This window comes from Paraburkholderia sp. BL21I4N1, assembly GCF_002973525.1.
GTDB lineage: Bacteria > Pseudomonadota > Gammaproteobacteria > Burkholderiales > Burkholderiaceae > Paraburkholderia.
Window position 1 is genome coordinate 21,557 of the sequence record NZ_PVEN01000032.1, and the last position, 12,905, is coordinate 34,461.

The following is a 12,905-nucleotide window of genomic DNA, read 5'->3' on the forward strand; positions in this document are numbered from 1 at the left end:
GATGAGCGGTATCGATCCGAAAAAATTCGGCAAGGTGGCAGTACTTCTCGGCGGTGAATCCGCCGAGCGCGAAGTGTCGCTCACGTCCGGCCGCCTGGTGCTGGAAGGACTGCGCGACGCCGGTATCGACGCGCATCCGTTCGACCCGTCCGAGCGTCCGCTCGCGGCGTTGAAGGCGGAAGGCTTTGACCGCGCCTTTATCGCCTTGCATGGCGGCTACGGCGAAAACGGCCAGATTCAGGGCGCGCTCGACTTCTACGGCATCAAGTACAACGGTAGCGGCGTGCTCGGCTCGGCGCTCGGTCTGGACAAGTTCCGCACCAAGCTCGTGTGGCAGCAGCTCGGCATTCCGACACCGCCGTTCGAAACCGTGCTGCGCGGCGACGATTACGCGGCGCGCGCCCAGGAGATCGTCGCGAAGCTCGGTTTGCCGCTGTTCGTGAAGCCGGCGAGCGAAGGGTCGAGCGTCGCGGTAATCAAGGTGAAGAGCGCGGACGCGCTGCCGGCCGCGCTATTGGAAGCGATCAAGTACGACAAGATCGTCGTGGTCGAGAAGAGCATCGAAGGCGGCGGCGAGTACACCGCGTGCATTGCCGGCGATCTCGATCTGCCGCTGATCCGTATCGTGCCGGCCGGCGAGTTCTACGACTATCACGCGAAGTACATCGCGAACGACACGCAGTATCTGATTCCGTGCGGACTCGCGCCCGAAGAAGAAACGCGCCTGAAAGTGCTGGCGCGCCGCGCGTTCGACGTGCTCGGCTGCGCCGATTGGGGCCGCGCCGATTTCATGATGGACGCGGACGGCAATGCGTATTTTCTGGAAGTGAACACGGCGCCTGGCATGACCGATCACTCGCTGCCGCCAAAAGCGGCGCGCGCGGTGGGTATCAGCTATCAGGATCTGGTTGTCGGCGTGTTGGCGCTGACGCTGCAGGACTAAGCGGGGCGACCCGAAAGCAACACCATGTGGAACAACGTTCGCCAGCTCAATCTCGCCGCCAACGCGCTGCACGTGTTGCTGGTGCTCGTGCTGCTGGCGGCGGGCGGTTACTGGCTGATCCAGCGTCCGAATTTCGCGTTGCGCGAAATCCAGATCGACGGCGACACCGAGCACATCAATTCACCGACGGTGCGCGCCGGGGTAGTAGGGCGATTGAAGGGCAATTTTTTCACGGTCGATCTCGACGTCGCGCGGCAGGCGTTCGAGCAGATGCCGTGGGTGCGTCACGCGAGCGTGCGGCGGGTCTGGCCGAATGCGCTGGCTGTCACGCTCGAGGAGTACAAACCGCTGGGAACGTGGGGCAGCGATCAGCTGGTGAGCGTCGACGGCGAGCTGTTCACGGCGAACCAGGGCGAGCTCGAAGAAGATTTGCCCGCCTTCGACGGTCCGGACGGCACGGCCAAGGAAGTTGTCGCGCGCTATCACGATTTTCAGAAGTGGTTCGCGCCGCTGGGCGCGACGCCGGATGAAGTGACGCTGTCGCCGCGTTATGCGTGGACGGTGAAGTTGTCGAATGGAACGCAGGTGGAACTCGGGCGCGAACGCAATCAGGACACGCTGCTCGATCGCAGCAAGCGCCTGACCGCGGCGTGGAACGCGGTGACGCAACGTTGGGGAAAGGATATCGAGTATGCGGACTTGCGCTATCCGAACGGTTTCGCGATTCGTGCCGCTGGCATGCGCTTTATCAGCGAACCCGACAAGGGCAAGAAGTAAACGGACATCACACGCAATGAGCACGCTATGAGTAAAGACTATAAAGATCTGCTGGTCGCCCTCGACATTGGGACGTCGAAGGTCGTGGCCATCGTCGCCGAGTTGAAGGGCGAGGGTCACTACGAGGTGATCGGCCTCGGCCAGAGCGAATCGAAGGGGCTCAAGAAAGGCGTGGTGGTGAATATCGAAGCCACCGTGCAGTCGATTCAGCGCGCGCTCGAGGAAGCCGAGCTGATGGCCGACTGCAAGATCACCAACGTCTTCACCGGGATCGCCGGCAGCCATATCCGCAGCTTCAATTCGAGCGGCATGGTGGCGATCAAGGAAAAGGAAGTCACGCAGACCGACGTGGCTCGCGTGATCGAAACGGCCAAGGCAATCAACATTCCGACCGATCAGCAGGTGCTGCATATCCTGACTCAGGAATTCATCATTGACGGTCAGGAAGATGTGCGCGAGCCGATCGGCATGAGCGGCATTCGCCTCGAAGTGAAGGTGCATATCGTCACCGGCGCGGTCAGCGCGGCGCAGAACATCGTCAAGTGCGTGCGCCGCTGCGGTCTCGAAGTGAACGATCTGATCTTGCAGCCGCTGGCGTCGTCGCTGGCGGTGCTGACCGAAGACGAGAAGGAACTCGGCGTGGTGCTGGTCGATATCGGCGGCGGCACTACGGACATCGCGATCTTCAGCGAAGGCGCGATCCGTCATACCGCGGTGATTCCGATCGCCGGCGACCAGATCACCAGCGACATCGCGATGGCGCTGCGCACGCCGACGCCGGACGCGGAAGACATCAAGGTCGATTACGGCATCGCCAAGCAGGCCTTGGCCGATCCGGACGAAATGATCGAAGTGCCGGGTCTCGGCGAGCGCGGTCCGCGCACGCTGTCGCGCCAGGCGCTGGCGGCGGTCGTTGAGCCGCGTGTCGAAGAACTGTTTTCGCTCGTGCAGCAGGTGGTGCGCGAGTCGGGTTACGAGGAACTGCTGAGCTCCGGCGTGGTGCTGACCGGCGGCGCGTCGATGATGCTCGGCATGGTCGAACTGGGTGAAGACATTTTCCTGAAGCCGGTGCGCATTGGTGTACCGGAATACGCGGGCGGTCTTGCCGACGTGGTGCGCAACCCGCGCTACTCGACGGCGATGGGCCTGCTCGTCGAAGGACGCTCGCAACGCATGCGCGGCCGCAAGGTCGCCGTGCAGTCGGGGTCGATGGGTCAGGTCTTCACGCGGATGAAGGACTGGTTCCTCGGCAACTTCTAACGATTTCGCTTTAAAAAAACTCGCGCTGGTGCCGGCGGCCGGCGCGCGACAGGGGGTTGCCCGATCTCCTGCCGAATAACGGCCGAGTGGCTGTAAATTTTTTATCTTGACGGAGGCAACATGGAATTCCAGATGCTGGAAACCGAAACGAACGGCACCATCATCAAGGTGGTCGGAGTAGGTGGCGCTGGCGGCAATGCCGTTCAGCACATGATCAACAAAGGCGTGCAAGGCGTCGACTTCATCGTGATGAACACGGACGCGCAGGCTCTGTCGCGTTCGCGTGCCACCGCGGTGATCCAGCTCGGCAACACGGGTCTGGGCGCTGGCGCCAAGCCGGAAATGGGCCGCGCGGCAGCGGAAGAAGCCCGTGAACGCATCGCCGACGCATTGCGCGGCGCGCACATGGTCTTCATCACGGCCGGCATGGGTGGCGGCACGGGTACGGGGGCGGCACCGGTGGTCGCGCAGATCGCCAAGGAAATGGGTATTTTGACCGTGGGCGTGGTCAGCAAGCCGTTCGAGTTCGAAGGCGGCAAGCGCATGCGTGTGGCAGAAGCCGGTTCGCAGCAACTGGAGGATCACGTCGACTCGCTGATCGTCGTTCTGAACGACAAGCTGTTCGAGGTGATGGGCGATGACGCCGAGATGGACAAGTGCTTCCAGTGCGCAGACGACGTTCTGAACAACGCAGTTGCCGGCATCGCGGAAATCATCAATGTCGACGGTCTGGTGAACGTCGACTTCGAAGACGTGAAGACGGTGATGGGCGAGCAGGGCAAGGCGATGATGGGCACGGCGACGGTTGCCGGTGTCGATCGCGCGCGTCTGGCCGCCGAGCAGGCTGTCGCCAGCCCGCTGCTGGAAGGTGTGGATCTGTCGGGCGCACGTGGCGTGCTGGTCAACATCACGTCGAGCCGTTCGCTGCGTCTGTCGGAAACGCGTGAAGTGATGAACACGATCAAGAGCTACGCGGCGGAAGACGCCACGGTGATCTTCGGCGCTGTTTATGACGACGCCATGGGCGACGCGCTGCGCGTGACGGTCGTGGCAACGGGTCTGGGCCGTGCGGCGAAGAAGCAGCAATCGGCACCGATGACGTTGCTGCGCACCGGCACCGACAACCAGCCGATCAGCACGATGCAACACGCTGCGTACGCGCCGTCGACGTCGCACGCGAGTACCGCCGACTACGGCGCGCTGGATACGCCGGCCGTATGGCGCACCTCGCGCGACACGGCGGCTTCGCACGTGCAGGCGCTGCAGGAAAAGGGCGTCGACACGTACGACATTCCGGCGTTCCTGCGCAAGCAGGCGGACTGAGCGCGCGAGCAGGCTTTCGTTGCCGCGCTTTTTTCGGAAAGCGCCGGCTGACGGATGCACGAGCGTGGCGGGTGAACGGCGAACAGGTCGCGTATCGTTGGATTCGCGGCAAGGACAACTGCCCTCTTCGGATTCGCGAAGCGGAGTGGGCGACTGTCGCCGGGGCGCGCAGCGGGTTTAGGGCTGGCGCGATTGACTTCACTGCGACACGACAACGTGCGAGCGTGCTTCGCATCGATGCAAAGGACTGAGCATGATTCAGACAGGTGACAAGCTGCCCGACGCGACGCTCTTCGAGTTGATCGAAGACGAGCGGGCGGGCTGCACGATCGGGCCTAACAGCTTCGACGTGCGCGAGCAGACGGCGGGTAAGCGCGTGGTGATCTTCGGGTTGCCGGGCGCGTTCACGCCGACCTGTTCGGCCAAACACGTGCCGGGCTATGTCGAACACGCCGAGCGGTTGCGCGCGGCGGGTATCGACGAAATCTGGTGCGTGTCCGTCAACGACGCGTTCGTAATGGGCGCGTGGGGACGCGATCAGCACGCCTCGGGCAAGGTGCGCATGATGGCGGACGGTAGTGCGGCTTTCACCCGGGCGCTGGGTCTCGAGCAGGATTTGTCGGCGCGCGGCATGGGAATTCGTTCCCAGCGCTACGCGATGGTGGTCGACGACGGCGTGGTCAAGACGTTGAACGTCGAGGCTGCCGGCAAATTCGAGGTTAGCGATGCAAGGAGTATCCTCGCAACGTTGAGCTAGTTACGCGGCGTCCCGACCTTCGCCCCAAGCGCATGTTGTGGCAGGGCAACGGTGGATAAGACGCTTTTGTGACAGGCCGTTACGCGGGCCGATGACCGGAAACGCCTCCGTTCCGGATATCGGCCCGTCACGCTTTCCCTGATTGGCGCACCTGGGGTAATGCAGCGAAACAGATTGATACGTTCCGCGCAAAGACGCTCCTTAGGGCATTGGAGTATAATTCGCGCTATGGAACAAAAAGTCCCGATTGGGATTTTCAATCGAATAGAAGATCACCATGTTGAAGCAGCGCACTATTAAACAGATCGTTAAGACCGTCGGCATCGGCGTGCATTCCGGCCGTAAGGTCGAATTGACGCTTCGCCCGGCGGCGGCAGACACCGGCATTGTGTTTTCACGCGTGGATTTGCCCACGCCGGTGGACATTCCCGCGTCGGCTCTGTCGATCGGCGATACGCGTCTGGCTTCGGTGTTGCAGAAAGACGGCGCGCGCGTATCGACCATCGAACATTTGATGTCCGCTTGCGCCGGTCTTGGCATCGACAATCTCTACGTCGACGTCACCGCTGAAGAAATCCCGATCATGGACGGCAGCGCCGGTTCATTCGTGTTTCTGATTCAGTCGGCGGGAATTGAAGAGCAGAACGCGGCGAAGAAATTCATCAAGGTCACCAAGCCGGTCGAAATCCGCGACGGCGACAAATTCGCGCGTCTCGATCCGTATTTCGGTTTCAAGCTCAAATTCACGATCGATTTCCGTCACCCTGCCGTGGATAAAACCGGGCAGTCGCTGGAAGTGGATTTCGCCAATACGTCGTATGTGCGTGAAATCGCCCGTGCGCGTACGTTCGGCTTTGCGCATGAAGTGGAAATGATGCGCGAACTCGGTTTGGCGCGCGGCGGCAGCATGGACAACGCGATCGTGCTCGATGAATACCGCATTCTGAATAACGACGGCCTGCGCTACGACGACGAGTTCGTGAAGCACAAGATGCTCGACGCGATTGGCGATCTGTATGTGGTCGGCCATCCGTTGCTGGCGTCGTACGACGCGTACAAGTCGGGCCACGGCCTGAACAACGCGCTGCTGCGCGAGTTGCTGGCGCATGAAGACGCGTACGAAATCGTCACGTTCGACGACACGCGGAAGGCGCCGCGCGGTTTCGCGTATGAGACGCAAACGGCGTTCGCATAACGCTTGACTTCGGGCCTTCGAGCCTGCGGCAGAAACAAAAAGCGGCCCAGATGGGCCGCTTTTTTCATTTCAGCGATTTCGCCGATGCCGCGCCGCCATTTTCGCCAGCGCTTCCTGCAACGGTGACGGCGCCAGCGATTCGCTCAACGCATGCAGCGCATCAGCACCGACCGGCGTCATGCGTGCCTGCTTGACCGGCGGCGGCTCCTTGGCCGGCTGCGGCCGCACGCGAATCCTCAACGCATTGACGTGCCAGCCGCGCTGCTGCAAATCCGACAACAGCCGCGGTTCGAGATGCCGCAACCGCGCCGCGAGTGCGTTGTGCGCGGCGAACAGCGCCAGCACGCCGTCTTTGATAAAGCCCGGTTCCACGCTGGTGGCCAGATAGTCGGGCAGCAACGCGCGCAGATCCTTCTCCAGCGCCGCGATCTGCTCGACGCCCGCGCGCAGGGCCGCGAACGCATCGGTGCGATTCAGCACCTCGGCGACGGGCTGCGGACGACGCGCCTTGAACTGCTGAGGCGGCGGCCTTGAAAAGGACGAAAAACGGCTCATGTTCGACATTAACGGTGTGTTCGCGCCCCATGCGCGTTCACGCCGCGATTGTACCGTGCGGGATGCATGCGAGCCCGCCTCGATGCGTACGGTCGGAGGTCGGCGCGGCGGGCCTGGAATGCCATGCCGCCGTCTCACCGCTGACACAGGCGCGGCCGGGGGCGCGTGCTAAAATGCCCGATTCGAATTCACTCTTGGACTAAGCCGCCGAGGCCCCTCCGACCCCGGAGCGCATGTGCACGAATCACGCACGCTGCGACCCAGCCGAAGCCGCGACGCAGACACCGATCCGATGACCACCGGTTTTCTACAGAAGATTTTTGGCAGCCGCAACCAGCGGCTAGTCAAGCAATATCAAAAGACCGTCGCGGCGATCAATGCGCTCGAACCGCAGATCGAGCAATTGACGGACGATCAACTGCGCGCCAAAACGGGTGAATTCCGCCAGCGCGTCGCGAGCGGCGAGTCGCTCGACAAGATCCTGCCGGAGGCGTTCGCGGTCTGCCGCGAGGCCAGCAAGCGGGTGCTGAAAATGCGCCACTTCGACGTGCAGCTGATCGGCGGCATGGTTCTGCACTACGGCAAGATCGGCGAAATGCGCACCGGCGAGGGCAAGACCCTCGTCGCCACGCTGCCGGTGTACCTGAACGCGTTGTCCGGCCGCGGCGTCCACGTCGTCACGGTGAACGACTACCTGGCCCAGCGCGACGCCGAATGGATGGCGCGCCTGTACAACTTCCTCGGTCTGTCGGTCGGCATCAACCTGTCGCAGATGGATCACGACGCGAAGCAGGAAGCCTACGCCGCAGACATCACGTACGGCACGAACAACGAATTCGGCTTCGACTATCTGCGCGACAACATGGTCTACGAGACCGACGCCCGCGTGCAGCGAGCCCTGAATTTCGCGGTGGTCGACGAGGTCGATTCGATCCTGATCGACGAAGCCCGTACCCCGCTCATCATCTCCGGCCAGGCCGAAGACCACACCGAACTCTACGTGCGCATGAACGCGCTGCCCCCGCTGCTCGAGCGCCAGATCGGCGAAGAGAAAGCGGACGGCACCGGCGTCGAAAAGCCGGGCGACTACACGCTGGACGAAAAAGGCCGCCAGGTGTTCCTGACGGAATCGGGCCACGAAAAGGCCGAGCGTCTGCTCGCCGAGTGGGGCCTGATCGGCGAGGGCGAGAGCCTGTACGCGCCGCAAAACATCACGCTGATGCACCACGTGTATGCCGCGCTGCGCGCACACACGCTGTTCTTCAAGGATCAGCACTACGTGGTGCAGAACAACGAAGTCGTGATCGTCGACGAATTCACCGGCCGTCTGATGTCGGGCCGCCGCTGGTCCGACGGTCTGCATCAGGCTGTCGAGGCCAAGGAACACGTCAAGATCCAGAGCGAGAACCAGACGCTCGCATCGATCACGTTCCAGAACTACTTCCGTATGTACGCGAAGCTGTCCGGCATGACCGGTACGGCGGACACGGAAGCGTACGAATTCAACGAGATCTACGGTCTCGAAACGGTCGTGATCCCGACCAACCGTCCGCCCAAGCGGATCGACAAGCAGGATCAGATCTACAAGACCGCCAAGGAACGCTACGACGCGGTGATCCGCGACATTCGCGATTGCTACGAGCGCGGTCAGCCGGTGCTGGTCGGCACCACGTCGATCGAAAATTCGGAGTTGCTGTCGCATCTGCTGAAGCAGGCCGGCTTGCCGCACGAAGTGCTGAACGCCAAGCAGCACGCGCGTGAAGCCGAGATCGTCGCCGAAGCGGGCCGTCCGAAGCGCGTCACGATCGCCACGAACATGGCCGGTCGCGGTACCGACATCGTGCTCGGCGGCAACGCCGAGAAGCAGGCGTCGTTCCTCGAACAGGACGAAACGCTGTCGGACGCCGACAAACAAAGCCGCATTCAGAAGCTGCACGACGAATGGCAGGCGCTGCACGATCAGGTGAAGGCCGCAGGTGGTCTGCATATCATCGGCACCGAGCGTCACGAATCGCGCCGGATCGACAATCAGCTGCGCGGCCGTGCCGGCCGTCAGGGTGACCCGGGTTCGTCGCGCTTCTATCTGTCGCTGGAAGATCCGCTGCTGCGCATTTTCGCCGGCGATCGCGTGCGCGCGATCATGGACCGTCTGAAAATGCCGGAAGGCGAAGCGATCGAAGCGGGCATCGTGTCGCGTTCGATCGAATCGGCGCAGCGCAAAGTGGAAGCGCGCAACTTCGACGTTCGCAAGCAATTGCTCGAATACGACGATGTGTCGAACGATCAGCGCAAGGTGATCTATCAGCAGCGCAATGAATTGCTCGAAGCGAACGACATCACCGAAACCATCGGCGCGATGCGTCAGGGCGTGATCGGCGATATCGTTCATCAGTTCGTGCCGGCCGGCAGCATTGAAGAGCAGTGGGACGTGCCCGAGCTGGAAGAAGTGCTGCGCAACGAATGGCAGCTCGACCTCGCGATCCAGGAAATGATCAACGAGTCGAACTCGATCAGCGCGGACGAAATCCTCGAAGCGGTCGAAGCCGCCGCAGACGAAGCGTACGAAGCGAAGGTCGCGCTGGTCGGCCGCGAGTCGTTCAGCGCGTTCGAGCGCTCGATCATGCTGCAAACGCTGGACCGTAGCTGGCGCGAACATCTGGCCGCGCTCGATCACCTGCGTCAGGGTATCCATCTGCGCGGCTATGCGCAGAAGAACCCGAAGCAGGAATACAAGCGCGAAGCGTTCGAACTGTTTGCCGCCATGCTCGACGCCGTCAAGCTCGAAGTCACCCGCGTGGTGATGAACGTGCAGATCCAGTCGCCGGAACAGCTGGAACAGGCCGCCGAGCAGATGGAAGAACAGGGCGGGCATCTGGATAACGTCGAGTTCCGCCACGCCGAATTCGCCGAAGCGGCGTCGGCTGCGCCGGTTGCCGCCGAAGCCGCCACCGCCGCGATGATTGGCGACGCGATGAGCCATGGCTCGTCGTCGGTAGCGCCGAACGTGAACGCGGACGAGGTGCCGAAGGTCGGTCGCAACGACCCGTGCCCGTGCGGAAGCGGCAAGAAGTACAAGCAGTGCCACGGCAAGATTGCCTGATGCCGAAAGCGGCGCGCTTCAGAGCGCGCCGCGTCGTTTTATGCGGGCGCTTTGTCGCTCCGTTTTGTTGTTGCGCTTCATTTAGCGCACGGTTGTAGCGAGCTTCAGGCGCGCTTATCAGCGGCGCGTTTCAGAAGCGTGTTTTAGTCGATTCCGCGGTGGTTCGGCCCTCTGCCCGAGCCATCAGTTTGCTATCCCCGATGCCGGCGCCTGCCGGCATTTTCTTCGACAGGTCGCGACCATGGCTGTCAATTTCCCCTCGATCGATCCCGCTCAACTCCATCCCATCGCCGGCGTCACGCTGGGCTGGGCGGAGGCGAACATCCGCAAGCCGAACCGCAAGGACGTGCTCGTCATTTCCGTGGCCGAAGGCGCCACGGTCGGCGGCGTGTTCACGCAGAACCGCTTTTGCGCGGCCCCTGTCACGGTGTGCCGTGAGAATCTGGAGCGCGTGCGCGCTGGCGGCAAGCCGATCCGCGCGCTGGTGATCAACACCGGCAACGCGAACGCGGGCACTGGCGAGCCGGGCATGGTGGCGGCGCGCGAAACCTGCGCCGAACTCGCGCGTCTGGCGGACATCTCGCCGGAACAGGTGCTGCCGTTTTCGACGGGCGTGATTCTGGAACCGCTGCCGGTCGATCGTCTGAAGGCCGGCTTGCCGGCGGCGCTCGCGAACCGCCAGGAAGCGCACTGGTACGACGCCGCGCAGGCGATCATGACCACGGACACGCTGCCCAAGGCCACCTCGCGACAGGTCACGATCGACGGCCACACGGTCACGCTGACCGGCATCAGCAAGGGCGCGGGCATGATCAAGCCGAACATGGCGACCATGCTCGGCTTCCTCGCGTTCGACGCCGCCGTCGCCCAGCCGGTGCTCGACGCGCTGGTCCGGCACGTGGCGGACCGCTCGTTCAACTGCATCACGATCGACGGCGATACCTCGACCAACGATTCGTTCATCCTGATCGCGTCCGGCCAATCAAGCCTGCCGGCGATTACCTCCACCGATTCGCCCGCTTATGCAGCGTTGCGCGACGCGGTGACCGAGGTCGCCCAGACCCTCGCGCAGCTGATCGTGCGCGACGGCGAAGGCGCAACCAAATTCATGACCGTGCAGGTTGAAGGCGGTTCGAGTATCGGCGAATGCCGCCAGATCGCGTATGCGATCGGCCACTCGCCGCTCGTGAAAACGGCCTTCTATGCATCGGACCCGAACCTCGGCCGCATTCTGGCCGCCATCGGTTATGCCGGCGTGGACGATCTCGACGTCGGCAAGATCGATCTGTATCTGGACGACGTGCTGGTCGCGACTGCCGGCGGCCGCAATCCGGCCTACCGCGAAGAAGACGGCCAGCGCGTCATGAAGAAGAGCGAGATCGGCATTCGTGTCGTACTCGGCCGCGGCGATGCGCAAGCCACGATCTGGACTTGCGATCTGTCGCACGACTACGTGAGCATCAACGCCGACTATCGTTCGTAACCAGGTTCAATCAAGTTAATGACGCGGCCTGCGGGCCGCTCAATTCACAGCCATGGACAAACTCGAACAGTTTCTGACCCGCGCCGAAGCCGTACTCGGCCGCCTGGAAGCGATGCTTCCGCCCGCCGCTCCGGACATCGACTGGTCGGCCGCGGTGGCGTTCCGCTGGCGCAAGCGCCAGGGGCGCGGTTACCTGCAGCCGGTGCCGGCCATTTCGGCGATCACGCTCGACGACCTGCAAAATATCGAACGCCAGAAAGGCTTGATCGAGCAGAACACGCGTCAATTCGTGCACAAGCAACCGGCCAACAACGTGCTGCTGACCGGCGCGCGCGGCACCGGTAAGTCGTCGCTGATCAAGGCCTGCCTGAACGCATATGCGAAAGACGGCCTGCGTCTGATCGAAGTGGACAAGGACGATCTGCACGATCTCGGCGATATCGTCGACCTGATCGCGCAGCGGCCGGAGCGCTTCGTGGTGTTCTGCGACGACCTGTCGTTCGAAGACGGCGAGTCGGGCTACAAGGCGCTGAAGGTCGCGCTCGACGGCTCGATCGCCGCGCAGTCGGACAACGTGCTGATTTACGCGACGTCGAATCGTCGCCATCTGTTGCCCGAATACATGAGCGACAACGAGACGTACAAGCACACGTCCGACGGCGAGATTCACCCTGGCGAACTGGTCGAAGAAAAGATCTCGCTGTCCGAGCGCTTCGGGCTGTGGGTCAGCTTCTACCCGTTCAAACAGGACGACTACCTGTCGATCATCGGCCATTGGCTGCGGCACTTCGGCTGCGACGACGCCGAAGTCGACGCGGCGCGCGGCGATGCGCTGGTGTGGGCGCTTGAACGCGGCTCGCGCTCGGGGCGCGTGGCGTGGCAATTCGCCCGCGACTGGTCCGGCCGGAAGAACCCGGCATGAGCGACGCTGGCACGAACGCCGCCGGCCGCAAGGTGACGGAAGTCGCCGTCGGCGTGCTGGTTCAGCCGGACGGGCGCTATCTGCTGGCGCAGCGTCCGGCCGGCAAACCGTACGAAGGCTACTGGGAGTTTCCGGGCGGTAAGCTGGAAATAGGCGAGTCGGTGGAGGCCGCGCTCGCGCGCGAGTTGCATGAAGAGCTGGGGATCGACGTGAAGGCTTGCCACCTGTGGCACACGCTGGAACACGATTACCCGCATGCTTATGTACGGCTGTTCTTCTGCAAGGTGACGCAGTGGTCCGGCGAGCCGCACGGTCGCGAGGGTCAGGCTTTTGTCTGGCAAACGCTGCCGGCGGACGTTGCGCCGTTGTTGCCGGCGACTATTCCCGTGCTGGAATGGCTCGCGGCGGAGAAGAGCTAGTCAGTCGAAGGACGCGCTCGCGAGTCAGACGCTCGAAAAAAAGCCACGACCTCGGTCGTGGCTTTTTTTTGCGCTCTGACCCGTCCTGAAATAAGTTGACACCTGATCCTGCGGGAAGAAGGAGAGTCAAATTGGAAACGGGTTCGAAGCGAACGCAGCGTGATTACACGC

Annotated in this window: 11 protein-coding genes; 10 read left to right on the top strand and 1 reads right to left on the bottom strand. The window is 62.7% G+C overall.

What is annotated here, in order from left to right; translation table 11 throughout:
- Position 1 precedes the first annotated feature (1 nt).
- The 6 genes from B0G83_RS37050 to lpxC all read left to right on the top strand — a co-directional run bounded on the left by B0G83_RS37050 (position 2) and on the right by lpxC (position 6,255).
- A complete protein-coding gene (locus tag B0G83_RS37050; RefSeq protein ID WP_105512228.1) occupies positions 2–943 on the top strand; it encodes a D-alanine--D-alanine ligase in 942 nt (313 codons plus the stop codon).
- Positions 944–967: 24 nt separating this feature from the next.
- The gene (locus tag B0G83_RS37055; protein ID WP_105512229.1) at positions 968–1,720 is read left to right on the top strand and encodes a cell division protein FtsQ/DivIB; all 753 of its coding nucleotides are present in this window, start codon (positions 968–970) and stop codon (positions 1,718–1,720) included.
- A 27-nt stretch (positions 1,721–1,747) separates the two neighbouring features.
- Positions 1,748–2,980 (top strand): cell division protein FtsA, encoded by a 1,233-nt coding sequence (ftsA, locus tag B0G83_RS37060; protein WP_007180311.1) that lies wholly within the window; start codon positions 1,748–1,750, stop codon positions 2,978–2,980.
- A gap of 120 nt (positions 2,981–3,100) precedes the next feature.
- Complete coding sequence (ftsZ, locus tag B0G83_RS37065) at positions 3,101–4,303, top strand: cell division protein FtsZ (protein WP_035548835.1); 1,203 nt, start codon at positions 3,101–3,103, stop codon at positions 4,301–4,303.
- Positions 4,304–4,556: 253 nt separating this feature from the next.
- Positions 4,557–5,060 carry a peroxiredoxin gene (locus B0G83_RS37070; protein ID WP_105512230.1) on the top strand — a complete coding sequence of 168 codons (504 nt, stop codon included), beginning with the start codon at positions 4,557–4,559 and terminating at the stop codon, positions 5,058–5,060.
- A gap of 277 nt (positions 5,061–5,337) precedes the next feature.
- Positions 5,338–6,255 carry a UDP-3-O-acyl-N-acetylglucosamine deacetylase gene (gene lpxC, locus B0G83_RS37075; RefSeq protein WP_105512231.1) on the top strand — a complete coding sequence of 306 codons (918 nt, stop codon included), beginning with the start codon at positions 5,338–5,340 and terminating at the stop codon, positions 6,253–6,255.
- A gap of 69 nt (positions 6,256–6,324) precedes the next feature.
- Here lpxC and B0G83_RS37080 read toward each other — a convergent pair whose 3' ends face one another.
- Positions 6,325–6,810, bottom strand: coding sequence for a DciA family protein (locus tag B0G83_RS37080; protein WP_105512237.1), 486 nt, complete (start codon positions 6,808–6,810; stop codon positions 6,325–6,327).
- A gap of 292 nt (positions 6,811–7,102) precedes the next feature.
- On the opposite strand from B0G83_RS37080, the gene secA reads away from it, so the two are divergent.
- The 4 genes from secA to B0G83_RS37100 all read left to right on the top strand — a co-directional run bounded on the left by secA (position 7,103) and on the right by B0G83_RS37100 (position 12,734).
- The gene (secA, locus tag B0G83_RS37085) at positions 7,103–9,910 is read left to right on the top strand and encodes a preprotein translocase subunit SecA (protein WP_105512232.1); all 2,808 of its coding nucleotides are present in this window, start codon (positions 7,103–7,105) and stop codon (positions 9,908–9,910) included.
- A 241-nt stretch (positions 9,911–10,151) separates the two neighbouring features.
- Positions 10,152–11,393 (top strand): bifunctional glutamate N-acetyltransferase/amino-acid acetyltransferase ArgJ, encoded by a 1,242-nt coding sequence (gene argJ, locus B0G83_RS37090; protein ID WP_105512233.1) that lies wholly within the window; start codon positions 10,152–10,154, stop codon positions 11,391–11,393.
- A 52-nt stretch (positions 11,394–11,445) separates the two neighbouring features.
- The gene (locus tag B0G83_RS37095; RefSeq protein ID WP_105512234.1) at positions 11,446–12,315 is read left to right on the top strand and encodes an ATP-binding protein; all 870 of its coding nucleotides are present in this window, start codon (positions 11,446–11,448) and stop codon (positions 12,313–12,315) included.
- Positions 12,312–12,734: an NUDIX domain-containing protein gene (locus tag B0G83_RS37100; protein ID WP_105512235.1), complete on the top strand. Its 423-nt coding sequence runs from the start codon at positions 12,312–12,314 to the stop codon at positions 12,732–12,734. Before B0G83_RS37095 ends, B0G83_RS37100 begins: the two co-directional genes overlap by 4 nt.
- The last annotated feature ends 171 nt before the right edge of the window (positions 12,735–12,905 follow it).